Raw genomic sequence first — 22,600 nt, forward strand, 5'->3', positions numbered from 1 at the left:
TGGGCACGCTCGCTTTGCCCACCCTACGAAACCTGTCATTCCGCAAGCGGGGCGAGGTTAAATCAGATCACATCCGCCAGCGAATGGCCATGCAGCTCGATGCTGAGCCCCTGCATGCCCATGTCGTTGATCTCGCCGCCCATGGCTTTCAGGCTTTCCTCGCGGATCAGCGACATCAGCCCGCGGCGTAGCGCCAAAAACTCCGACGACATCATCATCGATTGCTGCCGCGGGCGCTCTAAGGGAATCGGGATCTCGGCCTTGATCGAGCCCGGACGTGCGGTCATGCAGTAGACGCGGTCGGAGAGGAAGATGGCCTCGTCGATATCGTGGGTGACGAACAGCACCGAGATCTTTAGCCGCTGCCACATATTGGTGAGGATCTGCTGCATGATGACCCGGGTCTGCGCGTCCAGCGCGCCGAAGGGTTCGTCGAGCAGCAGCACCTTCGGTCCCGTCGCGAGTGCGCGGACGATACCGACGCGCTGCTTCATGCCGCCCGAGAGCTTTTCCGGATAATGCTTCTCGAAGGCCTCGAGGCCGGCGAGTCCGAGCAGGGTGCGCGCGGCGCGTTCGCGCTGCGAACGCGCCATGCCGCGCATCTTCAGGCCGAACTCGACATTCTCCCGCACAGTCTTCCATGGAAACAGCGAATATTGCTGAAACACCATGCCGCGCTCGGCACCGGGGCCGTTCACGCGCTCGCCATCGACGGTGACGATGCCGGTGGTGGGTTTAAGGAATCCCGCGACCGCATTGAGCAGCGTCGACTTTCCGCAGCCGGAGGGGCCGACGATGGAGACAAACTCGCCCGGCTTCACATGAATCTGCGTGTCCGTGACGGCCTGAACCGGCCCCTCGATGCTGTCATAGCTGAGGGAGAAGTTTCTGACCTCGATATGACCTTTCGGTTCGCTCGTCCGAATCTCGCTCACCTCGTTGACCTCCACGGCATTACCAGGTGTCCCGCGCCTCTGATGAGCAGGCTCGATCCCAGCCCGAGCACGCCGATCGCGATCATGCCGAGCGCGATGTCGGGATACTGGACCAGCGAATAGGCCTCCCATGTGAAATAGCCGATGCCGTACTGGCCCGAGATCATCTCGGCCGCGATCAACGATACCCAGGCGACGCCCATGCCGACGGTGAGGCCGGTGAAGATGTGTGGCAGCGAGGCCGGAAAGTACACCTCGCGGAAGATCGAGCGCTCGCGCGCGCCGAGACATTGCGCGGCGCGCACCAGCACGGGATCGACCAAGGACATCCCGTGCAGCGTGTTGACCAGGATCGGGAAGAACGAGCCGAGGAAGGTGATGAAGACGATGCTCTGCTCGTTGGTCGGCCACAGCATGATCGCCATCGGCACCCAGGCGATCGCCGGGATCGGCCGCAGCACCTCCGCGATCGGGAAGATGATCTCATGCACCAGCTTGAAGCGGCCCATGACCAGGCCGAGCGGCACGCCGGCGATCGCTGCCAGCGAAAAGCCGATGAAGATGCGCCGGCAGCTCAGCGCGATGTGCAGCAGGAATTTGGGATCGTGGATCGCCTTGGTGAAGCTCGCATAGACCGCGAGCGGCGAGGGCACGTTGGTGAAGCGCACGAAGAACACGACGCGATAGGTCGTGAGCAGGTGCCAGACCAGCAGGAAAGCGAGCAGCGAGATGATGCCGACCGCGGTGGCGCGCAGACGGCCCTGGTTCAGCCGGTACCAGCGCAGTGCCAGTGTACTGAAGGAGGGCGGTGTTGCGGGGGACGTGACGGCGGGCGTTGGGGCCGCCTCGGCAACGGCTGTTGGCATGCTGCTGTCCTCTGAATGTCTGAGGATGGCGGGACTGCTCACGTCTTGCCTCCGCTGACCGCCGCCTTGACCGCGTCCTCGAAGCCGAGCACCTTGCCGCTGATGTTGGCGGCATAGGCTTCCGCATCCTTCTTCAGCAGGAAGGGCGCGACATCGCCATTGCCGACCGCGAAGAAGGCCTGGTCGGCGAACAGCTTGATGCCGCGCGTGGTGTCGAAGACGTAGGTGACGTTGATCTTCTTGCCCTTGGCCTTGAAGTCGGCATAGGCCCCTAACGTGCAGCTCGCCGACGAGAACGGCAGGATGCCGGCGTCGTCGACCCAGACCTCGCCGGCCTTGCGCGGATCGGTGATCGGCTTCTTGCAGAAGCTGTCCTCACCGGAAATTTCGTAGTTCTTGGTGCTCGCAAGCTGCGCGTCGTAGTCGAGCTTCATCTCGGCATAGGCCTTGCGGATGTAGCTGTCGTCGACCCATTTTTTCGGATCGAACTCCTTCATGCGGCCGAGATTCTGCAGCACCTTGACGTCGCTGGCGGCTGCATCGACCAGCGCCGGCTTGACCGTCGGGTCGGTGGTCATGTTGCCGCTGGGACCGAGGAAGATATAGACGACCTCCTTGTTGATGCCGGTCCACTCCTGGATCTTCTCGGCGGCAAGCTTGGGATCGTCGTGCAGCCACTGGTTGGCGGCAATCAGCGCCTTCATGTAGGCGATGACGACTTCCGGATATTTTTCGGCAAAGTCCGTGCGAACCACGATGCCGTGGAAGGTCGGCAGGTTGGTCTCGACGCCGTCAAAGATCTTTCGTGCAAAACCGCGGAACGGCAACAGCTCGGCAAAGGGTACGAAGTCGGCATGCGCGTCGATCTTCTTCTCTTGCAGGTTGGTCGAGCCGACCTCGGGGCTCTGGCTGACGAGCTGGAAGAAATCGGACGAATAGCCGCGGTCCTGCATCGCCTTCAGTACCATGCCGTGCGCGGCGGAGCCGAAGGGCACGCTGACAAGCTTGCCCTTGAGATCGGCCAGATCGTAATAGGGCGAGTCTTTGTGAACGACGATGCCGTTGCCGGAACCGGAGAGACTGTAGGCGGCGATGCCGATCAGGCGGCTCTTGCTCTCGGGATTGCTGTCGAAGGTGAAGCCGTTCACGATCAGCGGGTAGTCGCCCATCATGCCGATCTGCAACTTGTTCGCCATCATCGCGTTGGTGACGGGTGGGCCGGACGTGAAATTCTGCCACTCCAGCTCGAACTTGATGTTGGCGTATTTGCCGTCCTTCGGCAGGTATTTTTCGACGAGATGCAGCTGGCGGATGACGACGCCCGCGGTCACGGTGTTGGTCGTGGTGTCCTGTGTTCCGATGCCGAGGGTAACGGTTTCCGCCGAAGCCGGCTGCGCGAGGAGTAACGCCAGCGACGTCACCGACATCGCGATCGAGAGCGTGGGAAGATGGCGGACCATTCTCATCCTCATTCGGTTGGATGTGCTGTGGTTGCCATGATTGGGTGAGGGCGTGGACAGGGCAAATCCGGAATGAACGCCGCAGTCGATTAGTTGCCGGGAAAAGCTGATTGCATACTCCTTGGGCAGTCCTGCACTATAAAGCCGCTTGCCTGTGCACCGGCGTCAGTCGGCGCCATGGCCGCGCATCTCTTCCAGCACGTCGGGCCGGCAGACCACGATCTGCGATCGCTTGGTCACGACGATTCCCTTCTCCTGCATGCGTTTCAGGCTGATCGTGACCCATTGCCTGGTGGCGCCGACCATGTGGGCGATGTCGGCATGGGTGAAGGCGGCGGCGATCACCCGACCGTCGGCATCCTCGACACCGTAGAGATCGACCAGATGCAGCAACAGATGCGCAAGGCGCTGCGTGATCGAGCGTGTTCCGAGCATCTGGGCCAGCGCGGAATAGCATTTGCCCTTGAAAGTGAGGCCCTCGATCAGACCAATCGCGAGGTTCGGGATCTCGACGGCAAGCGACCGCAGCTCCTTTCCGGGCAGGTGCACCACGCTGCAATTGCTGGATGCGACGCCGGACCATTGATGCACGGTGCCTTCGAACACTTCGGGCCCGCCGACGAAATTGCCGACATGCCAGTAGGCGAGGGTAATCTCGCGTCCGAGCGGAGAGGTGTAGAATACGCGAATGCGGCCGCTCTCGATCAGCCAGATGCCGTCATGCTTGCCGCCCTGGCTGAACAGCGTCTGACCGCGGTTGAGCACCTTGCGGCGCCCCTGCTTCAGCACCAGCTCCCGCTCGCGCTGGCTGAGCTTGTCCATCAGTGGTGGCGGCCCACCAATCCATTGCTGGTTCTCAGTCAGCAGCAGCGAGGAACTGCCCGCAGGCCGGATTGTCGGGGAAACAGTCCCGCGAACTGCATTCGCTGCCTGCAACATCGTCTGCCTCCGGAACGTTCAAATCGTTCTAAAGAGGAGCAATGTCCGTGCCAATCACTCGGCTGTCATCGCCCGCGAAGGCAGGCGATCCAGTATTCCAGAGACGTCAAAGGGATACGGAGAGGCCGCGGCGTACTGGATTCTCCGCCTTCGCGGGGAATGACAGCGGAGTGCGGGGGAGATCGAGCCCTTAACGCCCCGCCAAGCTCAGCAAATACGGCTTGGGGTAAATCCCCCGATTGTGTCCGTCCGAAAACGAGATGTTCAGACCATAGCCGAGATCGCCGATCTCGGTGATCGCGATCCCAGGAAACGCTTCAGGGAAGCGGCCGTCGAAGCGGGCGCGGGTGCAGTGGGCGCATTTGCAGGAGAGGCGGAGTTTTTCGGCAGGGACGCTCAGCGCATCGCCCTCGGTGGTGCGGACAAGGAGCGTCGCGAGATCGGCGCTGGCTTCATAGTCGGCCACGGTCGGTGCCACCAGGGCTATGGTAATGAGGTATCTCCGGCTCTCATTTACGTCGATGCGGCGAGCGCGAATAGCAACTAATTGCCGGCGCGGACGTGGCCCACGTGCCATCTCTTCAATCACCGCTCGCGAATTGTGAAACTAATCGACCGGGATTTTCAATTCCGCGTTGCCGGAATCCCGTCTCTCCGAAACTTTGTGCGCCATCGACGGCAAGGAGAGACCATGAGCGCATTTCAGAAGGAAACGATTTTGTCGGTCAGGCACTGGACCGACTCCCTGTTCAGCTTCACCGCGACGCGCGATCCCGGCTTCCGTTTCCAGAATGGCCAGTTCGCCATGATCGGGCTCGAAGTCGAGGGCAAGCCGCTGATGCGCGCTTACAGCATGGCGAGCGCAAATCATGAGGAAGAGCTCGAGTTCTTCTCGATCAAGGTGCAGGACGGTCCGCTGACCTCGCGTCTGCAGAAGATCAGGGAAGGCGACATCATCCTGGTCGGCCGCAAGGCGACCGGCACGCTGATCACCGGCAACCTCATTCCCGGCAAGCGCCTCCTGCTGCTCTCGACCGGTACCGGCCTCGCGCCGTTCGCCAGCTTGATCAAGGACCCTGACGTCTATGAGAATTACGAGACCATCGTGCTCGCCCATGGCTGCCGGCAGGTCTCGGAGCTCGCCTATGGCGAGCACCTTGTCGGCGGTCTGCGAGATCACGAATTCTTCGGCCCTCTGATGCGCGACAAGCTGGTCTACTACCCGACCGTGACCCGCGAGCCGTTCCGGAATCGGGGCCGCATCACCGACCTGATCGCCTCCAACCAGATGTTCGACGACATCGGGCAGTCCGGCCTTGATATCGAGACCGACCGCATCATGCTCTGCGGCAGCCCGGCAATGCTGGAGGAACTCCCCGCGATGTTTGCCGCGCGCGGCTTCGTCGAGGGCAATCACAGCCAGCCCGGCCATTTCGTGATCGAGAAGGCTTTTGTCGAGCGCTGAGGCGCAAATCGCAGCCCGGCGACAACTAATTGCTATCGCCGGCACGTCACCTGAACAAATCTGATGCAAAGGCGCCGGATCGGCGGACCAGGAGCAAGCGATGGCACTAGATCAGATCGTCGACGGACTTTCGGAAGTTTCCTGCGATGTGCTCGTGATCGGCGGCGGCACAGCCGGCCCGATGGCGGCGCTGAAGGCGAAGCTGAAGAACCCGAAGGCCAATGTCGTCCTGCTCGAAAAGGCCAACGTCAAGCGCTCCGGCGCGATCTCGATGGGCATGGATGGGCTCAACAACGCCGTCATCCCTGGCTATGCGACGCCGGAGCAGTACACCAAGGAAATCACCATCGCCAATGACGGCATCGTCGATCAGAAGGCGGTCTATAAATATGCCCAGAACTGCTTTGAGATCATCGAGGAGCTCGACAGTTTCGGCATCCGCTTCCTGAAGAACGAGAACGGCGATTACGCCGTCAAGAAGGTGCACCATATCGGCACCTATGTTCTGCCGATGCCGAACGGCGAGACCGTGAAGAAGGCGCTCTACCGCCAGCTCCGCCGCGCCCGCATCCTGATCTCGAATCGCTACATGGCGACGCGGCTGCTCAAATCGTCCGACGGTCGCATTGCCGGTGCGATCTCCGTCAACACCCGCACGGCCGAGATCCTGGTGATCAAGGCCAAGGCCGTGATCCTCTGCATGGGCGCCGCCGGCCGGCTCGGTCTGCCGACCTCGGGCTACATGTTCGGCACCTATGAGAACGCCGCCAATTCCGGCGACGGCTATGCGATGGCGTATCACGCGGGTGCGGCGCTCGCGAACCTCGAATGCTACCAGATCAATCCGCTGATCAAGGATTATAACGGCCCGGCCTGCGCCTATGTCGCCGGTCCGTTCGGCGCATTTACAGCCAATAACGAGGGCTCGCGCTTCATTGAATGCGACTACTGGTCCGGCCAGATGATGCTGGAGTTCTACAACGAGCTGTTGTCCGGCAAGGGCCCGGTGTTCCTCCAGCTCAAGCATCTGCATCCTGACACGATCTCTGAGATCGAGTCCACGCTGCACAAGGTGGAGCGGCCGACGCGCGGCCTGTTCCAGCAGGGGCGCGGGGTCGACTATCGCAATGACTCGATCGAGATGCATATCTCCGAGATCGGCTTCTGCTCCGGCCACAGCGCCTCGGGCGTGTTCGTCGACGACAATGCCCGCACCACCGTGCCCGGCCTCTACGCCGCCGGCGACATGGCGAGCGTGCCGCACAATTACATGCTCGGCGCCTTCACCAACGGTTCGGTCGCCGGCATCGATGCGATGGAGTTTGCCGACAATCACGACTTTGCGGAGTTCGATGCGCAGGACGTCGCAAAGGAGCGTGACCGTGTGCTGGCGCCGACCAGGCGCGAGGACGGCATTCCGCCGAACCAGGTCGAGTACAAGACCCGCCGCCTTGTCAACGACTATCTCCAGCCGCCAAAGGTCACGCGCAAATACGAGCTCGGCATGCGCCGTCTCGCCGAGACGCGGCAGGACATGCAGGAGCATATGATCGCACGCAACGCGCACGAGCTGCTCCGCGCCCTCGAAGTGCAGTCGATCATGGATTGCGCCGACATGGCGGTGCATGCCTCGCTGTATCGCGAGGAAAGCCGCTGGGGCCTCTATCACTGGCGCACGGATTTTCCGGAGAAGGACAACGAGAACTGGTTCTGCCATACGCTGCTGTCCAAGCAGAACGGCAAGATGACCAGCGAGAAGCGCGCGGTAGAGCCCTATGTCGTGCCGATCGCCGACGACGAGAAGGACCTCTACGACAAGCAGCGCATCCGCGCCACTGCCTGATCCACCGCATCATAGCAACAGGAGACATAAAATGCCTCTCGCGTCCTATCAGACATCGGTTCCGGTGGTCGTCGACGACGCCAAATGCATTGCCGATAAGGGCTGCACCGTATGCGTCGACGTCTGCCCGCTCGACGTGCTGCGCATCAGCGACATGACCGGCAAGGCCTACATGGCCTATGACGAGTGCTGGTACTGCATGCCCTGCGAGGCCGATTGCCCGACCGGCGCCGTCACGGTCAACATTCCCTATCTGTTGAGGTGAGCATGTCGAGCCCGTTCGAATCCTACGACGATCTCGAAGACGCCGACGAGCGGCTTCAGGCCGCCGATCCCGCCGAGCGCCGCGTCGCGATCATCGCGCTCGGTCATTCCGGCGACCCCGCCGCGGTCGGTCATCTCGCCAGTATCGTAACCGATCCCGATGCCGGCGTGCGCCAGCAGGTCGCGATGGCGCTGGGCGAGTTCGACGGGCCGGAAGCGGCAGGCGCGCTGGTGAAGCTGCTGGTCGATCCGGAAAGGATCGTGGCATCGGCCGCGGCCGACAGCATGGCCGAGTTCAAGGATCCGGCTTGTGCTGAAATCATTCTGCCGCTGGTCATGCACGCCCACGCCTTCGTCCGCATGGGCGCGCTGCGCGCGCTCAAGGAGTTACGGTGCAAGGATACGCTCAAGCCCGCGCTGGAAGCGCTGCAGGATTCCGATGCCGCCGTGCGGGTGCAGGCGATCGGCGTGATCGGCTTCCTGAAGCTGGAGGAATCCATCCCCGCGCTGACCGCGCTGATCAACGATCCCGATGCGCATGTCCGCCGCGCCGCCGTGAGCGCGCTGGCCTTTTCGCAGATGAAGCCCGCGGCTGAGACGATTACGCGAGCCTTGAAGGACGCCGACTGGATGGTCCGCGAGATGGCGGCGGAAACGCTCGGTCTCAACGTCAACGGTTCGATCGCCGCCGACCAGCTCGTCGGTGCGCTCGCTGATGGGTTCTGGCAGGTGAGGCTGAAGGCGATCCGCAGCCTCGGCAAGATGAAGATCGAGCGCGCGGTGCGGCCGATCGGCAATTGCATCAACCACGATCAGGCGAATTTGCGGAAAGAGGCGGCCGCCGCGCTCGGTGAGATCGCCCATCCCGACGGTGAAGCGTTCCTGGCCGTCATCGCCGACGATGCCGATCCGGATGTCCGCAAGAATGCACGCTGGGCCTTGCAGCAGATCGCGGCCCGGAAGGCGCGAGCAGGCACATAAAAGGCGAGGGCAGGGGCATAGCGGCTCATCGCTGCCGGTCTGGACTTCTCCCGCCAGACGTTTATTTGTCTTCGCCAACGTGACCGGCTTCTGATTGAACGCGGCCGGTCCGAAAAACAGCGAGGACGCCGGCCATGACGACACTGTCCGTTAAAGACCTTCTCCCCGAGGATGGAACAAAGGGGACGCTGGTCGGTCGCGTCTGGCTGCCGCAGGCGAACGGTCCGGCGGTGGTCGCCGTGCGCAGCGACGGCGTCTTCGACGTCACCGCGAAATTCCCGACCGTCAGCGCCCTCTGCGAGGAGGACAATCCGGCCAAGTCGCTTGCCGCGACCAAGGGCGAGCGTATCGGCGATCTCGAAGCCATTGTCGCCAACACGGCGCCGGATGGGCGCGATACGAAAAAGCCCTGGCTGCTCGCGCCGGTCGATCTCCAGACCTTGAAGGCTGCCGGCGTCACCTTCGCCATCTCGATGCTGGAACGCGTGATCGAGGAGCGGGCCAAGGGCAATCCGGCCTCGGCCGACGCGATCCGGAAGGAAGTTACACGATTGATCGGCGACGATCTGTCAAAGCTCAAGCCGGGCTCGGATCAGGCGATGCATCTAAAGCAGGTGCTGATCGACCAGAACGCCTGGAGCCAGTATCTCGAGGTCGGCATTGGCCCCGATGCTGAAGTCTTCACCAAGGCGCCGACCCTGTCCTCGGTCGGCACCGGCATGGACGCCGGGCTGCATCCGAAGTCGACCTGGAACAACCCCGAGCCGGAGCTGGTGCTGTTCGTCTCCAGCCGCGGCAAGATCGTCGGCGGCGCGCTCGGCAATGACGTGAATCTGCGTGACTTCGAGGGCCGCTCGGCGCTGCTGTTGTCGAAGGCCAAGGACAACAACGCCTCGTGCTCGATCGGACCGCTGCTACGCCTGTTCGACGACACGTTCACGCTCGACGACGCGCGCAAGCTCAATATCAGCCTGAACGTGAGGGGCGCGGACGGTTTCGTTCTCGACGGCCATTCCTCGATCAGCATGATCAGCCGCGATCCGACCGATCTCGTCGCGCAGACCATCGGCAAGGTGCATCAGTATCCTGATGGCTTCGTTCTGTTCCTCGGCACGATGTTCGCGCCGGTCAAGGATCGCGACGCGCCGGGGCAGGGCTTCACCCACAAGCGCGACGACATCGTCACCATCGCCGCACCTCAGCTCGGCAAGCTCGTCAACCGCATGCGCACCAGCGACGTGTGCGAGCCCTGGACGTTCGGCATCGGCGCACTGATGAAGAACCTGGCGCAGCGGAAGTTGATCTAGCGCTTCGCGTCTCCGCGCGTCGACTAGGTCGCCATCCGCACGGCGCACTCGTGGCCCCACACTAACTAACTCCGTCATCTCCACGTTGCATTAGTGTGGAAAGTCCCGCTTGGCGTGTGATATGCTCCGCCAACTCCGCATCTCTCTTCATTCGTCTAAATAGTCAGATAATATGACTATACGGACGTAAACTTCCGTGAAATAGTGCCTCCCGCCGCCCTCAAAGGCCGGCTTGAGGTGCCATGCTACCAATCGGCGCCCCGGACAACATTTTGGGAGACACGCCTGATGACCTTCAAAGCCCTTTTTGCGGCCAGCGCCACGGCCGCGTTGTTGCTCGCGCTGCCGGCCAATGCGGCCGAGCTCACCATCGGCTTCTCGCAGATCGGATCGGAATCCGGCTGGCGCGCGGCCGAGACTTCGGTCTCCAAGCAGGAGGCCACCAAGCGCAAGGTCAATCTCAAGATCGCCGATGCACAGCAGAAGCAGGAGAACCAGATCAAGGCGATCCGCTCCTTCATCGCGCAGAATGTCGATGCGATCTTCCTCGCGCCCGTGGTCTCGACCGGCTGGGATTCGGTGCTGAAGGAAGCCAAGGAAGCCAAGATCCCGGTCGTGCTGCTGGACCGCGACATCGATCCGTCCGGCAAGGACCTCTATCTCACCGCCGTCACCTCGGACAGCGTGCATGAAGGCGCCGTCGCCGGCGAATGGCTGGCCAAGACCGTAGGCGAGAAGGCCTGCAACGTCGTCGAATTGCAGGGCACGGTCGGCGCCAGCGTCGCCGCCAACCGCAAGAAGGGTTTTGACACCGCCATCGCCAAGCACGCCAATTTGAAGGTGGTGCGCAGCCAGACCGGCGACTTCACCCGCGCCAAGGGCAAGGAAGTCATGGAGAGCTTCATCAAGGCCGAAGGCGGCGGCAAGACGATCTGCGCGGTCTATGCTCACAACGACGACATGATGGTCGGCGCGATCCAGGCGATGAAGGAAGCAGGGCTCAAGCCGGGCAAGGACATCCTCACCGTCTCGATCGACGCGGTTCCCGATATCTTCAAGGCGATGGTGGCCGGCGAAGCCAACGCGACGGTCGAGTTGACGCCGAACATGGCGGGCCCGGCCTTCGATACCGTCGCGGCGTTCAAGAATAAGGGCACCGTGCCCCCGAAGTGGATCCAGACCGAATCCAGGCTTCTCACCGCCGCCGACGATCCGCAGAAGGAATACGACAGCAAGAAGGGCCTCGGTTACTGAGGCGGGCACCTTGCCGGATCGCGCTTTGCGGTCCGGCAACCCCCCTTCGCATCCGCCGTACGAACGAATAGGCTGGGTGTCCGCAGCATAAGCGGGCGCCCGTGGGAGTGACGTCGTTATGGAGAACAGCCTTGATCCTGCTCCTTGCCTGCTGGAGGCGCGCGGGATCAGCAAGAGCTTCGGTGCGGTGCGCGCGTTGCAGGAGGTCGACTTCACGCTTCGTCCTGGCGAGATCCATGCTCTGCTCGGCGAGAACGGCGCCGGCAAATCCACGCTGATCAAGGTCATCACCGGCGTGTTCCCGCGCGATGCCGGTGTCGTCCGTCTGGGCGGCGAAGAGGTCGCGCCGCGTTCTGCCAAGGCCGCGCTGCAGGCCGGTATTGCCACCGTTTACCAGGAGGTCAACCTGCTGCCGAACCTGTCGGTGGCGCAGAACCTGTTTCTCGACCGCCAGCCGATGCGCTTCGGCATCGTGCGCGAAGGCGAGATGCGTCGCCGCGCCAAAGCGCTGCTCACGGAGTTCGGCCTCGATATCGATGTCGCAGCGCCACTCGGCAATTATTCGGTGGCCGTACAGCATGTCACCGCGATCGCGCGGGCCGTCGATCTTTCCGCCCGCGTGCTGATCCTGGACGAGCCGACCGCGAGCCTCGACCGTCATGAGGTCGAGATACTGTTCGGCATCATGCGCCAGTTGGCCAAGCGCGGCATCGGCATCGTCTTCGTCAGTCATTTCCTCGACCAGGTCTACGAGATATCCGACTGCATCACCGTGCTGCGCAACGGTCGCCTGGTCGGCGAGCGCGAGACCGCTTCGCTGCCACGGCTCGAGCTGATCCGGATGATGCTCGGCCGCGAGCTGGCCGAGACCACCAGCGCGCGGGCGGCAGTCGGCGAGCACAAGGTTCGCGAGATCTGTGCGAGTTTCGAGAACTACGGCAAGGCCGGCTATGTCGCCCCGTTCAATCTCGAGCTGCGCCGTGGCGAGGTCGTTGGCCTCGCTGGCCTCCTCGGCTCGGGTCGCACCGAGACGGCGCGGCTGGTGTTCGGCGCCGAGCGCGCCGATGGCGGGCAGGCGAGGGTGGAAGGCGCTTCCGTGCGGCTGCAGTCGCCGCGAGATGGCGTGCGCCACGGCTTTGGCTATTGCCCGGAGGAGCGCAAGACCGACGGCATCGTCGCCGAGCTCACCGTGCGCGAGAATATCGTGCTGGCGCTTCAGGCCAAGCGCGGGCTGCATCGGCCGCTGTCGCGTCGCGAGCAGGACGAGATCGCGCGCCGTTACGTCAAGATGCTCGACATCCGCCCGCCCGATGCCGAACGGCCCGTCGGCCTGCTCTCCGGCGGCAATCAGCAAAAGGTTCTGCTGGCGCGCTGGCTCGCGACTTCGCCGCGGCTCCTCGTGCTGGATGAACCCACGCGCGGTATCGATGTCGGCGCGCATGCCGAGATCATCCGCCTGATCCGCGAGCTCTGCGACGATGGGCTGGCGTTGCTCGTGATCTCCTCGGAACTCGACGAGATCGTGACCTATTCCGACCGTGTGGTCGTGCTGCGCGATCGTGCCCATGTCGAGGAGCTCTCGGGCGAGGCCATCGACGTCACCAACATTCTCGCGGCCATCGCCGCCGATGGCGCAGCGATGCAAGAGGCGCGGGCATGACAGCGCTATTGCCGCGCCGCGGCCTTGCCCAGATCCTCGCGCTGGTCGTCATCCTCGCGGTCGACCGCGTAGTGTCGCCGCAATTCTTCGACTTGCGTCTCCAGGACGGCCGTCTGTTCGGCAGCATCATCGACGTGCTCAACCGCGGCACGCCGGTGGCGCTGCTCTCGCTCGGCATGGTGCTGGTGATCGCGACGCGCGGCATCGATCTCTCCGTCGGCGCGGTGATGGCGATCTGCGGCGCGATCGCGGCGAGCCTCGCCGACAGCCACGGCCTGCCGGTGGTGCTGGCGGCGGCGCTCGGCGCGGGGCTCGTCTGCGGATTGTGGAACGGCTTCCTCGTCGCGGTGCTTGGCATGCAGCCGATCGTGGCGACGCTGATCCTGATGGTCGCCGGTCGCGGCATCGCCCAGCTCATCACCGAAGGTCGCATCGTGACCTTCACGTCGCCGGATCTGGTCTGGCTCGGCAACGGCGCCATTCTCGGCGTGCCGGTGCCGATCGCGATTGCGCTCGGCATGCTGCTCCTCACCGGCGCAGTGGTGCGCGGTTCGGCGCTCGGGCTCCTCATCGAGGCGACCGGCGGCAATGCGCGGGCGAGCGAGCTTGCCGGCGTCGGCACGCGCGCGATGATCTTGGCGGTCTATGTCTGGTGCGGCGTTTGCGCCGCGCTCGCCGGCGTGATCGCCGCGGCCGACATCATGGGCGCGGATGCCAACAATGCCGGCCTTTGGCTCGAGCTCGACGCCATCCTCGCGGTGGTGATCGGCGGCACCTCGCTGTTCGGCGGCCGCTTCAGCCTTGTCCTGGCGGTGCTCGGTGCGCTGATCATTCAGACCATGAACACCGGCATTTTGCTGTCAGGCTATCCGCCGGAGTTCAACCTGCTGGTCAAGGCCATGGTGGTGCTCGCGGTGCTGCTGCTGCAATCGCCAAAACTGTCCGGCTTTGCCGGTATCATGGCGTGGCTGCGGGGGACGAAACCATGAAAGGCCTGCCGCCCGTCCTGATCACGGCCCTCGTCCTCGTCGCAGGCTTCGCCCTCTGCGCGCTGCAGTTTCCCAACATCGCCTCGACCCGCGTGGTCGGCAATCTCCTGACCGACAACGCCTTTCTTGGCATCGTCGCAACCGGCATGACCTTCGTCATCATCTCCGGCGGCATCGATCTGTCGGTCGGCTCGGTGATCGGCTTCACCACCGTGTTCGTGGCGCTCGCAATCGAGCGCTGGGGTGTGCCGCCGCTGGTCGCTTTCGTCGCCATCATCGTGCTCTCGGCGGCCTTTGGCGCCGCGATGGGCGCGATCATTCACGTGTTCGACCTGCCGCCGTTCATCGTCACGCTTGCCGGCATGTTCCTGGCGCGCGGCGCGAGCTTCCTGCTCTCGACGGAATCTGTGCCAATCACGGCGCCGGTCTATTCGACCGTGTCGGATTTCGCGTTGCGCATGCCCGGGGGCGGGCGGTTGACCACGATCGCGATCATCATGCTCGCGATCGTGATCGGCGGCGTTCTGCTGCTGCGTCTCACCCGGTTCGGCGCCAATGTCTATGCACTCGGCGGCGGCCGGGCCACCGCAAGCCTGATGGGCGTCGCGGTCGGCAAGATGACAGTGAAGGTCTACATGCTGTCGAGCGTGCTCGCAGGGTTAGCCGGCATCGTGTTTTCCTTCTACACCAGCGCCGGCTATTCTCTCTCCGCCGTCGGCGTCGAGCTCGATAGCATCGCGGCCGTGGTCATCGGCGGCACGCTGCTCACGGGCGGGCAGGGCTCGGTGATCGGCACCTTCCTCGGCGTGCTGATCCAGGGCATGATCCAGACCTACATCAATTTCGACGGGACCCTGTCGAGCTGGTGGACCAAGATCGCGACCGGCGTCTTGCTGTTCGCCTTCATCGCCCTGCAGCAGGGGCTGGTCGCACTGGCGCGACGGCCGGTGGCGAAACGCGCGGGAGCCGTCTCATGACCTCGCGCATCGTCATCATCCCGACAAGGCGGGCTCATTCCAACCACGCGGAAGTGGCTCGCTCGATCGGCGTCGATATCATCGCTGGCCGCTATGCGGAAGGGGCGCGGCTTCCGGGCGATGCCGAGCTGATTGCGATGTTCGGCGTGTCGCGGCCGGTGCTGCGCGAGAGCGTGAAGACGCTGGTCGCCAAGGGGCTTTTGACCACCAAGGCGCGGGTCGGCACCGTCGTGCGCGAGCGCGCCGCCTGGAACATGTTCGATGCCGACGTGCTGGCCTGGCATCTCGACGCCGGCATAGACAAGCGCTTCCTCGACGACCTTGCCGAGATCCGCCTCGCGGTCGAGCCGCGCGCCGCAGCGCTGGCGGCGGCGCACCGGTCCGAGGAGAATATCGCAGAGCTTCGCCGCAGCATGGAACGGATGCGGCTCGAGGCTTCCGATTCCGTCAGCTTTGCCGATGCCGATCTCGCGCTGCACGTTGCGGTGGCGCGGGCATCGGGTAATCTGTTCATGCGCTCGATCGGGCATGTGATCGAGGCCGCCTTGCGCGCCTCGTTCCTGCTCAGTGCCCCGGTCGAGCCGGAGGACCGCGACACCGTGCTGCTCTGGCATCAGAAGATCGTCGATGCGATCACGTGCGGCGATGCCGGGATGGCGTCGGAGGCGATGGTCTATGTCATTCACAACGGCATGCGCCGCCATGAGGGCACTGTGATCGAGACGGCCCCTGCCGAGCCGCTGCCGTCTGCGAAAGTGGAGAATAAGCGTGACTGAACTTCGCATCGCCATCGTCGGCTTCGGCAAGATTGCGCGCGACCAGCATGTCGGCGCAATTGCCGCAGTGCCAGGCGCGATGCTCGCCGCAATTGCGAGCCGCAACGCGTCGCTGCCGGGCCTGCCGCATTTCGCGACCGTCGAGGAACTGCTGGATAAGGGACCGCAGATCGACGCGGTGTCGCTCTGCACGCCGCCGCAGGTACGTCGTGGCCAGGCCGCCGCGGCGCTCGCCGCCGGCAAGCATGTCATGCTGGAGAAGCCGCCCGGCATCGGCGTTGCCGAGCTCGATCCGTTGATCGCGATGGCGTCGGAGGCAAAGCGGACCCTGTTTGCGACCTGGCATTCGCGCCATGCACCCGCGGTCGAGCCGGCCCGCGAATGGCTGGCTGCGCGCCGGATCAAATCGGTGCACATCAATTGGAAGGAAGACGTCCGCGTCTGGCATCCCGGCCAGGCCTGGATCTGGGAGCCGGGCGGGCTCGGCGTGTTCGACCCCGGTATCAACGCGCTATCGATCCTGACCCGCATCCTGCCGAGGCCGGTGTTTGTCATCGCGGCTGAGCTCGCTTTTCCGGCCAATTGCCAGTCGCCGATTGCCGCCAATTTGACGCTGACCGACATCGGCGGCTTGCCGATCACGGCCGAATTCGACTTCCGCCAGACCGGGCCGCAGAGCTGGGATATCCTGGTCGAAACCGACGAGGGCCGGATGACCTTGTCCCGCGGCGGCAGGATCATGGCGGTCGACGGCAAGGTTGTTGCCGACGCGCCCGATGAGGAATATCGCGAGTTGTATCGGCGCTTCGTCAAGCTTGCCGCGAGCGGCACGAGCGACGTCGATCTGGCACCGCTTCGCCTCGTTGCCGACACTTTCCTGCTCGGCAAGCGCAACATCGTCGAACCATTTGTGGACTAGACATGGCTGGCTCGAAAATAACAAAAGACGTTTTTGGAACGCTGCCAGACGGACGCAAGGTCGAGCGCATCGTGCTGTGCGGCGAGGGCGGGTTTGAGGCTCGCATCATCACTCATGGCGCGGTGATCCAGGCGCTGATCGCGCCGGACGCTAAGGGCGGTTACGACGACGTCGTGCTCGGCCATGATGCCTTTGCCGGCTATCTCGCCGAACGGAAGTTTTTTGGCGCGACCGTCGGCCGCTACGCCAACCGCATCGCCAACGGGCAGTTCTCGCTCGATGGCGAGACCTTCCAGCTTCCAATCAACAACGGCCCGAATGCGCTGCATGGCGGCCTCGACGGCTTTGACCGCAAGCTCTGGGACATTGCCGAGCTCGACGATGGCGCTAGTCCTGCGGTCACGCTGACCTACAGCAGCCCGCATGGCGAGGAGAATTATCCCGGCAAGCTCGATGTGCGCCTGACCTATCGCGTCACCGGGCCGGCCGAGCTGTCGTTGACGATGGAGGCACGGACCGACCGTCCGACCATCGTCAACCTGACCAACCACAGCTTCTTCAATCTGGAAGGCGCGACCTCAGGCACGCCCACCCTCGATCACAGGCTGACGGTTAAGGCCGAGCATTTCCTGGCCATCGATCCCACCGCGATTCCGCTGCCGGAGCCGCCGCGCGCCGTGGCCGGCACGCCGTTCGATTTCCGTGAGGCACACGCCGTCGGCGCGCGCATTCGCGAGAGCGATCAGCAATTGCGCAACGGCAGGGGCTACGACCACACCTATTGTCTCGCGCGCGACGGCAAGCTCGCGCTCGCGGCCCGGCTGGAGGCGCCGCGCTCGGGTCGCATCATGGAGCTGTTGACCGATCAGCCCGGCCTCCAGGTCTATTCCGGCAACTATCTCGACGGCACGATCTCGGGCAAGGGCGGCAAGCTGATCCGGCAGTCGGACGCGTTGTGCCTGGAGCCCCACATGTGGCCCAATTCACCGAACCGGCCTGATTTCCCGAGCCCGCGCCTCGATCCCGGTGGCGTCTATCGGCATCACACCGTCTATCGCTTCGCCGTGAGGACGCCATGATGGAGGAGGTGCTGACCTCTGTTCTCTCCGCCGACCACTGTCACCTCGGCGAAGGCCCGACCTATGATGTCACCACCGATACAGCGTGGTGGTTTGATATTCGCGAGGGGCGCCTGTTCGAGGCGCATCTTGGCAGTGGCGCGATCCGCATCCATGCGCTTGGCCGGATGGCGAGCGCGCTTGGGCGGATCGATGCCGAACACCAGCTGGTTGTCGCGGAAGATGGTTGTTACATCCGCAGCGTGGCCGACGGCGCGATGACGCTGTTCTGCCCGCTCGAAGCGGACAATCCCGCCACGCGCTCCAACGATTGCCGCGTGCATCAATCAGGCACGTTCTGGATCGGCACCATGGGACGCAAAGCCGAGCGGGAGCTAGGAGCGATCTACGCGCTCCACCGCGGCAAGATCTCGACGCTGTTTCCTGGCATCAGCATTCCCAACTCGATCTGCTTTTCGCCGGACGGCACCACTGCCTATTTCACCGACACCGCGCGCGCCGTGCTCTATGCGGTGCCGCTCGATCCCGCCACCGGCCTGCCGCGCGGCGAACCGGAGGTGCTGCTGCGCCACGCCGGCATCGGCGGCCTCGACGGCTCGGTGTGCGACGCCGACGGGCAAATCTGGAACGCCTGCTGGGGCGCGAGCCGCGTCGATGTCTACTCGCCGCAAGGCGAGCGCCTGCGCTCGCTGCGCGTGCCGGCCAGGCAGGCGAGCTGTCCCGCTTTCGTCGGCGCCGATCTGTCGCGCCTGCTCGTCACCTCGGCGTGGCAGGATATGGATGCCGAGGCGCGCGCCGCCGATCCGCAGGCCGGCTGCACCTTTCTGCTACAAGCCTCCGCGCGCGGTCGCGCGGAGCCCGATGTCAAGCTCGCATAGGAGATCCGAAGCCGACCTTTACCTCTGTTCTCGACGACACTAAGAATCAGTCTGATACCCAAAGGGAGTGAAGCATGTTGAAATTGAAGACGACATTTCTCGCATTGGCGCTGGCCGGCGCCGCAACGATGGCCGTAGGCGTCACCGCCTCCGCACAGGAGAAGGCGACCGTGGGCATCTCGATGCCGACGAAATCCTCGGCGCGCTGGATCGACGACGGCAACAACATGGTCAAGGTACTGAAGGAGCGCGGCTACAACACCGACCTGCAATATGCCGAGGACGACATCCCGAACCAGCTCTCGCAGGTCGAGAACATGGTGACCAAGGGCGCGAAGGCGCTGGTGATCGCCGCGATCGACGGCACCACGCTGTCTGACGTGCTCAAGCAGGCCAAGGCCAAGGGCATCACCGTGATCGCCTATGACCGCCTGATCCGCGGCACGCCGAATGTCGACTATTATGCGACCTTCGACAATTTCCAGGTCGGCGTGCTCCAGGCGGAATCGATCGAGAAGGGGCTTGGTCTCAAGGAAGGCAAGGGTCCGTTCAACATCGAGCTGTTCGGCGGCTCGCCCGACGACAACAACGCCTACTTCTTCTACAACGGCGCGATGAGCGTGCTGAAGCCCTATATCGATAGCGGCAAGCTCGTAGTCGCCTCCGGTCAGATGGGCATGGACAAGGTCGCGACCTTGCGCTGGGACGGCGCCACCGCCCAGTCCCGCATGGACAATCTGCTCAGTGCCTACTACGGCAACAAGAAGGTCAGCGCGGTACTGTCGCCTTATGACGGCCTCTCGATCGGCATCATCTCCTCGCTGAAGGGTGTCGGCTACGGCAGCGCCGATCAGCCGATGCCGATCATCTCGGGCCAGGACGCCGAGGTGCCCTCGATCAAGGCCATGCTGCGCGGCGATCAGTACTCGACCATCTTCAAGGACACCCGCGATCTCGCCAAGGTGACCGCCGACATGGTCGACGCCGCGCTCGCCGGCAAGCAGGTGACGGTCAACGACACCAAAACCTATGAGAACGGTGTCAAGACCATCCCGTCCTATCTCCTGAAGCCGGTCGTGGTGTACAAGGACAATTGGGAGAAGACCCTGGTTGACAGCGGCTACTACAAGAAGGCGCAGTTCCAGTAAGAGACCTGTTCCCTCTCCCCGCTTGCGGGGAGAGGGAACTAGCATCGATCGAGGACGAAAATCATGACCGCCATGCTGGAGATGCGCAACGTCAGCAAGAGCTTTGCCGGTGTTCAGGCGCTGCGCGACGTCAACTTCTCGGTCGAGGCCGGCCAGATCCACGCCCTTGTCGGCGAGAACGGCGCCGGCAAATCGACGCTGATGAAGGTGCTGAGCGGCGTCTACCCGGCGGGCAGCTACGAAGGCACCATCGTCTTCGAAGGCGAAGAGCGCCGCTTCCGCGACATCAACGATTCCGAAGCGCTCGGCATCATCATCATCCACCAGGAACTGGCGCTGATCCCGCTGATGTCGATCGCGGAAAACATCTTCCTGTCGCATCCGCCGTCGAAGCTCGGCGTGATCGATCGCGACGAGGTGTACCGGCGGACGCGCGAGCTGCTTGCGCAGGTCGGGCTGAAGGAATCGCCGGATACTCTGATCACCGATCTCGGCGTCGGCAAGCAGCAGCTGGTCGAGATTGCGAAGGCGCTGTCCAAGCGCGTCCGGATGCTGATCCTGGACGAGCCGACCGCGAGCCTGAACGAGGCCGACAGCGCCGCCTTGCTGGAACGCCTTATGAAATTCCGCGAGCAGGGCATCGGCTCGATCCTGATCTCGCACAAGCTCAACGAGGTCGCCCGCGTCGCCGACCACATCACCGTGCTGCGCGACGGCCGCACCGTCGACGGCATCGACTGCCGGGCCGAGCCGATCCAGGAAGACCGCATCATCCGCAGCATGGTCAATCGCGATCTCGCCCATCGCTTCCCCGAGCGCAGCGCCAAGATCGGCGAGCCCGTTCTCGAGGTTTCGAACTGGTCGGTCTATCACCCCATTCATCCCGATCGGCAGGTGATCAAGAACGTCAATTTCGGCGTCAAGCGCGGCGAGGTCGTCGGCATCGCCGGGCTGATGGGCGCCGGCCGCACCGAGTTCGCCATGAGCCTGTTCGGCCGGTCTTGGGGCACCAATGTCAGCGGCCGCATCGCCCTCGAAGGCCACGAGATCGCGCTGACGAGCGTTGCCGCCGCGATCGACGCCGGCCTTGCCTATGTCACCGAGGACCGCAAGCAGCTCGGGCTGATCCTGGCCGACGACGTCCGCAAGAACATTACGCTGGCAAGCCTCAAGCAGGTCGCGCCGGGGCGGGTGATCGACGACATCGCCGAGCTGAAGGTCGCCAGCGACTACCGTAGCCGCATGCGGATCCGCTGTTCCGACGTCTACCAGGAGACCGGCCAGCTCTCCGGCGGGAACCAGCAGAAGGTCGTGCTGTCGAAATGGCTGATGACCGACCCCAAGGTCCTGATTCTGGACGAGCCGACGAGGGGCATCGACGTCGGTGCCAAATACGAGATTTACTGTATCATCAACGAGCTTGCGGAAGCCGGCCGCGGCGTGGTTGTGATCTCCTCGGAGATGCCAGAGCTGCTCGGCATCTGCGACCGCATCTGCGTCATGAACGACGGCGCCTTTGTGGGCGAGTTCCCGGGCGCTGAGGCGACACAGGAAAAGATCATGCGCGCCATCATGCGCAACGAACGAAGTAATGGAAACGGCGCGGTCGAGGCCGCGGAGATGGGAGGATCGCAGCCATGACCGACAAGACGGTTTCGCTGCCCGAGGAGCGCCGGCACGGCAGCTTCATCAAGAACAATCTGCGCAACTACGGCATGCTGATGTCGCTGATCGCGATCATGCTGTTCTTCCAGGTCATGACCGGCGGCACGCTGCTGCAGCCGCTCAACCTGACCAATCTGGTGTTACAGAACAGCTACATCGTCATCATGGCGCTGGGCATGCTGCTGGTGATCGTCACCGGCCATATCGACCTGTCGGTCGGTTCGGTGGCGGGTTTCGTCGGTGCGGTCGCCGCTCTCCTCATGGTGACCTACAAGGTCGACTACACGCTCGCCTTCATCATCTGCCTCGCGGTCGGCGCGGCCATCGGCGCCGCGCAGGGCTATTGGGTCGCCTATTTCAAGATCCCGTCCTTCATCGTGACCCTGGCCGGCATGCTGGTGTTCAAGGGCCTTGCGCTTGCCGTTTTGCAGGGCCAGTCGCTGGGGCCGTTTCCGTCGACCTTCCAGAAGCTGTCGTCGGGCTTCATTCCGGAGGTGCTGCCCGAGGCCGGCACGCTGCATCCGACCTCGATGCTGATCGGCGCGGTACTGGCATTGGGGCTGGTCTATGCCAGCGCCAAGAGCCGCACGCGTGAGGTCTCACACGGCATCGAGGTTGAGCCCTACGCGTTCTTCCTCGGCAAGAGCGTCGTGCTCGCCTGTGCGGTGCTGTACTTCACCTATCTGATCGCGACCTATCGCGGCCTGCCCAACGTGCTGGTCATCATGAGCGCCCTGATCGCGCTCTATGGCTTCGTCACCCGCCGCACCGTGATCGGCCGGCAGATTTATGCCGTCGGCGGCAACGCCAAGGCTGCAGGCCTGTCGGGTATCAAGACCGAGCGGCTGACCTTCTTCACCTTTGTCAACATGGGCGCGCTGGCCGCGCTCGCCGGCCTGGTTTTTGCCGCGCGCCTCAACACCGCAACCCCGAAAGCGGGCCTTGGTTTCGAGCTCGACGTCATCGCCGCCTGCTTCATCGGCGGCGCCTCGGCCTATGGCGGCGTCGGGCGCGTCGGCGGCGCCGTGGTCGGCGCCATGATCATGGGCGTGATGAACAACGGCATGTCCATCCTCGGCATCGGCATCGATTACCAGCAGGTGATCAAAGGACTGGTGCTGCTCGGGGCGGTGTGCATCGACGTGTATAATCAGCGACGGTGAGGGGCGGTATCGGGTGGCGATGGATGTCGGAC

The 22,600-nt window shown here is 63.7% G+C and carries 21 protein-coding genes; 16 read left to right on the top strand and 5 right to left on the bottom strand.

The window, feature by feature from the left end; translation table 11 throughout:
- Positions 1-62: 62 nt before the first annotated feature.
- The 5 genes from FXB38_RS30495 to FXB38_RS30515 all read right to left on the bottom strand — a co-directional run bounded on the left by FXB38_RS30495 (position 63) and on the right by FXB38_RS30515 (position 4,687).
- Positions 63-935 carry an ABC transporter ATP-binding protein gene (locus FXB38_RS30495; RefSeq protein ID WP_187435254.1) on the bottom strand — a complete coding sequence of 291 codons (873 nt, stop codon included), beginning with the start codon at positions 933-935 and terminating at the stop codon, positions 63-65.
- Entirely contained in the window at positions 932-1,843 is a 912-nt protein-coding gene (locus tag FXB38_RS30500) for an ABC transporter permease (protein WP_148754685.1), read from the bottom strand. The genes FXB38_RS30495 and FXB38_RS30500 overlap by 4 nt, the downstream gene beginning before the upstream one ends.
- Positions 1,840-3,261 carry an ABC transporter substrate-binding protein gene (locus FXB38_RS30505; RefSeq protein WP_187435256.1) on the bottom strand — a complete coding sequence of 474 codons (1,422 nt, stop codon included), beginning with the start codon at positions 3,259-3,261 and terminating at the stop codon, positions 1,840-1,842. Before FXB38_RS30505 ends, FXB38_RS30500 begins: the two co-directional genes overlap by 4 nt.
- A 165-nt stretch (positions 3,262-3,426) precedes the next feature.
- Positions 3,427-4,200, bottom strand: coding sequence for a Crp/Fnr family transcriptional regulator (locus FXB38_RS30510; RefSeq protein ID WP_148754687.1), 774 nt, complete (start codon positions 4,198-4,200; stop codon positions 3,427-3,429).
- 190 nt (positions 4,201-4,390) lie between these two features.
- The gene (locus tag FXB38_RS30515) at positions 4,391-4,687 is read right to left on the bottom strand and encodes a gamma-butyrobetaine hydroxylase-like domain-containing protein (RefSeq protein WP_187435259.1); all 297 of its coding nucleotides are present in this window, start codon (positions 4,685-4,687) and stop codon (positions 4,391-4,393) included.
- Between the two features lie 204 nt (positions 4,688-4,891).
- Here FXB38_RS30515 and FXB38_RS30520 point away from each other — a divergent pair, with 204 nt between their 5' ends.
- The 16 genes from FXB38_RS30520 to mmsB all read left to right on the top strand — a co-directional run bounded on the left by FXB38_RS30520 (position 4,892) and on the right by mmsB (position 22,568).
- On the top strand, positions 4,892-5,665 hold the full coding sequence (locus tag FXB38_RS30520) for a ferredoxin--NADP reductase (protein ID WP_148754688.1): 774 nt from the start codon (positions 4,892-4,894) through the stop codon (positions 5,663-5,665).
- 100 nt (positions 5,666-5,765) lie between these two features.
- Entirely contained in the window at positions 5,766-7,508 is a 1,743-nt protein-coding gene (locus tag FXB38_RS30525) for a fumarate reductase/succinate dehydrogenase flavoprotein subunit (RefSeq protein WP_148754689.1), read from the top strand.
- Positions 7,509-7,539: 31 nt separating this feature from the next.
- Positions 7,540-7,773, top strand: a complete 234-nt coding sequence (locus FXB38_RS30530; protein ID WP_008141081.1) for a 4Fe-4S dicluster domain-containing protein — start codon at positions 7,540-7,542, stop codon at positions 7,771-7,773.
- Positions 7,774-7,775: 2 nt separating this feature from the next.
- Positions 7,776-8,753 carry a HEAT repeat domain-containing protein gene (locus FXB38_RS30535; protein ID WP_187435257.1) on the top strand — a complete coding sequence of 326 codons (978 nt, stop codon included), beginning with the start codon at positions 7,776-7,778 and terminating at the stop codon, positions 8,751-8,753.
- 134 nt (positions 8,754-8,887) lie between these two features.
- Positions 8,888-10,060, top strand: a complete 1,173-nt coding sequence (locus tag FXB38_RS30540) for a fumarylacetoacetate hydrolase family protein (protein ID WP_148754691.1) — start codon at positions 8,888-8,890, stop codon at positions 10,058-10,060.
- A gap of 288 nt (positions 10,061-10,348) precedes the next feature.
- Positions 10,349-11,314 carry a galactofuranose ABC transporter, galactofuranose-binding protein YtfQ gene (ytfQ, locus tag FXB38_RS30545; protein WP_148754692.1) on the top strand — a complete coding sequence of 322 codons (966 nt, stop codon included), beginning with the start codon at positions 10,349-10,351 and terminating at the stop codon, positions 11,312-11,314.
- Positions 11,315-11,432: 118 nt separating this feature from the next.
- The gene (locus tag FXB38_RS30550) at positions 11,433-12,974 is read left to right on the top strand and encodes a sugar ABC transporter ATP-binding protein (RefSeq protein WP_148754693.1); all 1,542 of its coding nucleotides are present in this window, start codon (positions 11,433-11,435) and stop codon (positions 12,972-12,974) included.
- Positions 12,971-13,963, top strand: a complete 993-nt coding sequence (locus FXB38_RS30555; RefSeq protein WP_148754694.1) for an ABC transporter permease — start codon at positions 12,971-12,973, stop codon at positions 13,961-13,963. Before FXB38_RS30550 ends, FXB38_RS30555 begins: the two co-directional genes overlap by 4 nt.
- Positions 13,960-14,940: a galactofuranose ABC transporter, permease protein YjfF gene (yjfF, locus tag FXB38_RS30560; RefSeq protein WP_148754695.1), complete on the top strand. Its 981-nt coding sequence runs from the start codon at positions 13,960-13,962 to the stop codon at positions 14,938-14,940. Before FXB38_RS30555 ends, yjfF begins: the two co-directional genes overlap by 4 nt.
- Complete coding sequence (locus FXB38_RS30565) at positions 14,937-15,716, top strand: FadR/GntR family transcriptional regulator (RefSeq protein ID WP_148754696.1); 780 nt, start codon at positions 14,937-14,939, stop codon at positions 15,714-15,716. Before yjfF ends, FXB38_RS30565 begins: the two co-directional genes overlap by 4 nt.
- Positions 15,709-16,635 (top strand): Gfo/Idh/MocA family protein, encoded by a 927-nt coding sequence (locus FXB38_RS30570; protein WP_148754697.1) that lies wholly within the window; start codon positions 15,709-15,711, stop codon positions 16,633-16,635. Before FXB38_RS30565 ends, FXB38_RS30570 begins: the two co-directional genes overlap by 8 nt.
- Positions 16,636-16,637: 2 nt before the next feature.
- Positions 16,638-17,714: an aldose epimerase family protein gene (locus tag FXB38_RS30575; RefSeq protein ID WP_148754698.1), complete on the top strand. Its 1,077-nt coding sequence runs from the start codon at positions 16,638-16,640 to the stop codon at positions 17,712-17,714.
- Positions 17,714-18,592, top strand: a complete 879-nt coding sequence (locus tag FXB38_RS30580) for an SMP-30/gluconolactonase/LRE family protein (protein WP_187435260.1) — start codon at positions 17,714-17,716, stop codon at positions 18,590-18,592. The genes FXB38_RS30575 and FXB38_RS30580 overlap by 1 nt, the downstream gene beginning before the upstream one ends.
- A 74-nt stretch (positions 18,593-18,666) precedes the next feature.
- Positions 18,667-19,740 (top strand): multiple monosaccharide ABC transporter substrate-binding protein, encoded by a 1,074-nt coding sequence (gene chvE / locus FXB38_RS30585; RefSeq protein ID WP_148754700.1) that lies wholly within the window; start codon positions 18,667-18,669, stop codon positions 19,738-19,740.
- Positions 19,741-19,803: 63 nt separating this feature from the next.
- A complete protein-coding gene (gene mmsA / locus FXB38_RS30590; RefSeq protein ID WP_148754701.1) occupies positions 19,804-21,381 on the top strand; it encodes a multiple monosaccharide ABC transporter ATP-binding protein in 1,578 nt (525 codons plus the stop codon).
- Positions 21,378-22,568 (top strand): multiple monosaccharide ABC transporter permease, encoded by a 1,191-nt coding sequence (mmsB, locus tag FXB38_RS30595; protein WP_148754702.1) that lies wholly within the window; start codon positions 21,378-21,380, stop codon positions 22,566-22,568. The genes mmsA and mmsB overlap by 4 nt, the downstream gene beginning before the upstream one ends.
- Positions 22,569-22,600 lie beyond the last annotated feature (32 nt).

The sequence above is a fragment of the Bradyrhizobium cytisi genome, from assembly GCF_008123515.1.
GTDB classification, from domain to species: domain Bacteria; phylum Pseudomonadota; class Alphaproteobacteria; order Rhizobiales; family Xanthobacteraceae; genus Bradyrhizobium; species Bradyrhizobium cytisi.

What these genes read in the sequence shown, in the direction of transcription:
- FXB38_RS30505 (WP_187435256.1), bottom strand. Translation starts at nt 3,261, where the DNA reads ATGGTCCGCCATCTTCCCACGCTCTCGATCGCGATGTCGGTGACGTCG.
- FXB38_RS30510 (WP_148754687.1), bottom strand. Translation starts at nt 4,200, where the DNA reads ATGTTGCAGGCAGCGAATGCAGTTCGCGGGACTGTTTCCCCGACAATC.
- FXB38_RS30520 (WP_148754688.1), top strand. Translation starts at nt 4,892, where the DNA reads ATGAGCGCATTTCAGAAGGAAACGATTTTGTCGGTCAGGCACTGGACC.
- FXB38_RS30525 (WP_148754689.1), top strand. Translation starts at nt 5,766, where the DNA reads ATGGCACTAGATCAGATCGTCGACGGACTTTCGGAAGTTTCCTGCGAT.
- FXB38_RS30530 (WP_008141081.1), top strand. Translation starts at nt 7,540, where the DNA reads ATGCCTCTCGCGTCCTATCAGACATCGGTTCCGGTGGTCGTCGACGAC.
- FXB38_RS30535 (WP_187435257.1), top strand. Translation starts at nt 7,776, where the DNA reads ATGTCGAGCCCGTTCGAATCCTACGACGATCTCGAAGACGCCGACGAG.
- FXB38_RS30540 (WP_148754691.1), top strand. Translation starts at nt 8,888, where the DNA reads ATGACGACACTGTCCGTTAAAGACCTTCTCCCCGAGGATGGAACAAAG.
- ytfQ (WP_148754692.1), top strand. Translation starts at nt 10,349, where the DNA reads ATGACCTTCAAAGCCCTTTTTGCGGCCAGCGCCACGGCCGCGTTGTTG.
- FXB38_RS30550 (WP_148754693.1), top strand. Translation starts at nt 11,433, where the DNA reads ATGGAGAACAGCCTTGATCCTGCTCCTTGCCTGCTGGAGGCGCGCGGG.
- FXB38_RS30555 (WP_148754694.1), top strand. Translation starts at nt 12,971, where the DNA reads ATGACAGCGCTATTGCCGCGCCGCGGCCTTGCCCAGATCCTCGCGCTG.
- yjfF (WP_148754695.1), top strand. Translation starts at nt 13,960, where the DNA reads ATGAAAGGCCTGCCGCCCGTCCTGATCACGGCCCTCGTCCTCGTCGCA.
- FXB38_RS30565 (WP_148754696.1), top strand. Translation starts at nt 14,937, where the DNA reads ATGACCTCGCGCATCGTCATCATCCCGACAAGGCGGGCTCATTCCAAC.
- FXB38_RS30575 (WP_148754698.1), top strand. Translation starts at nt 16,638, where the DNA reads ATGGCTGGCTCGAAAATAACAAAAGACGTTTTTGGAACGCTGCCAGAC.
- FXB38_RS30580 (WP_187435260.1), top strand. Translation starts at nt 17,714, where the DNA reads ATGGAGGAGGTGCTGACCTCTGTTCTCTCCGCCGACCACTGTCACCTC.
- chvE (WP_148754700.1), top strand. Translation starts at nt 18,667, where the DNA reads ATGTTGAAATTGAAGACGACATTTCTCGCATTGGCGCTGGCCGGCGCC.
- mmsA (WP_148754701.1), top strand. Translation starts at nt 19,804, where the DNA reads ATGACCGCCATGCTGGAGATGCGCAACGTCAGCAAGAGCTTTGCCGGT.
- mmsB (WP_148754702.1), top strand. Translation starts at nt 21,378, where the DNA reads ATGACCGACAAGACGGTTTCGCTGCCCGAGGAGCGCCGGCACGGCAGC.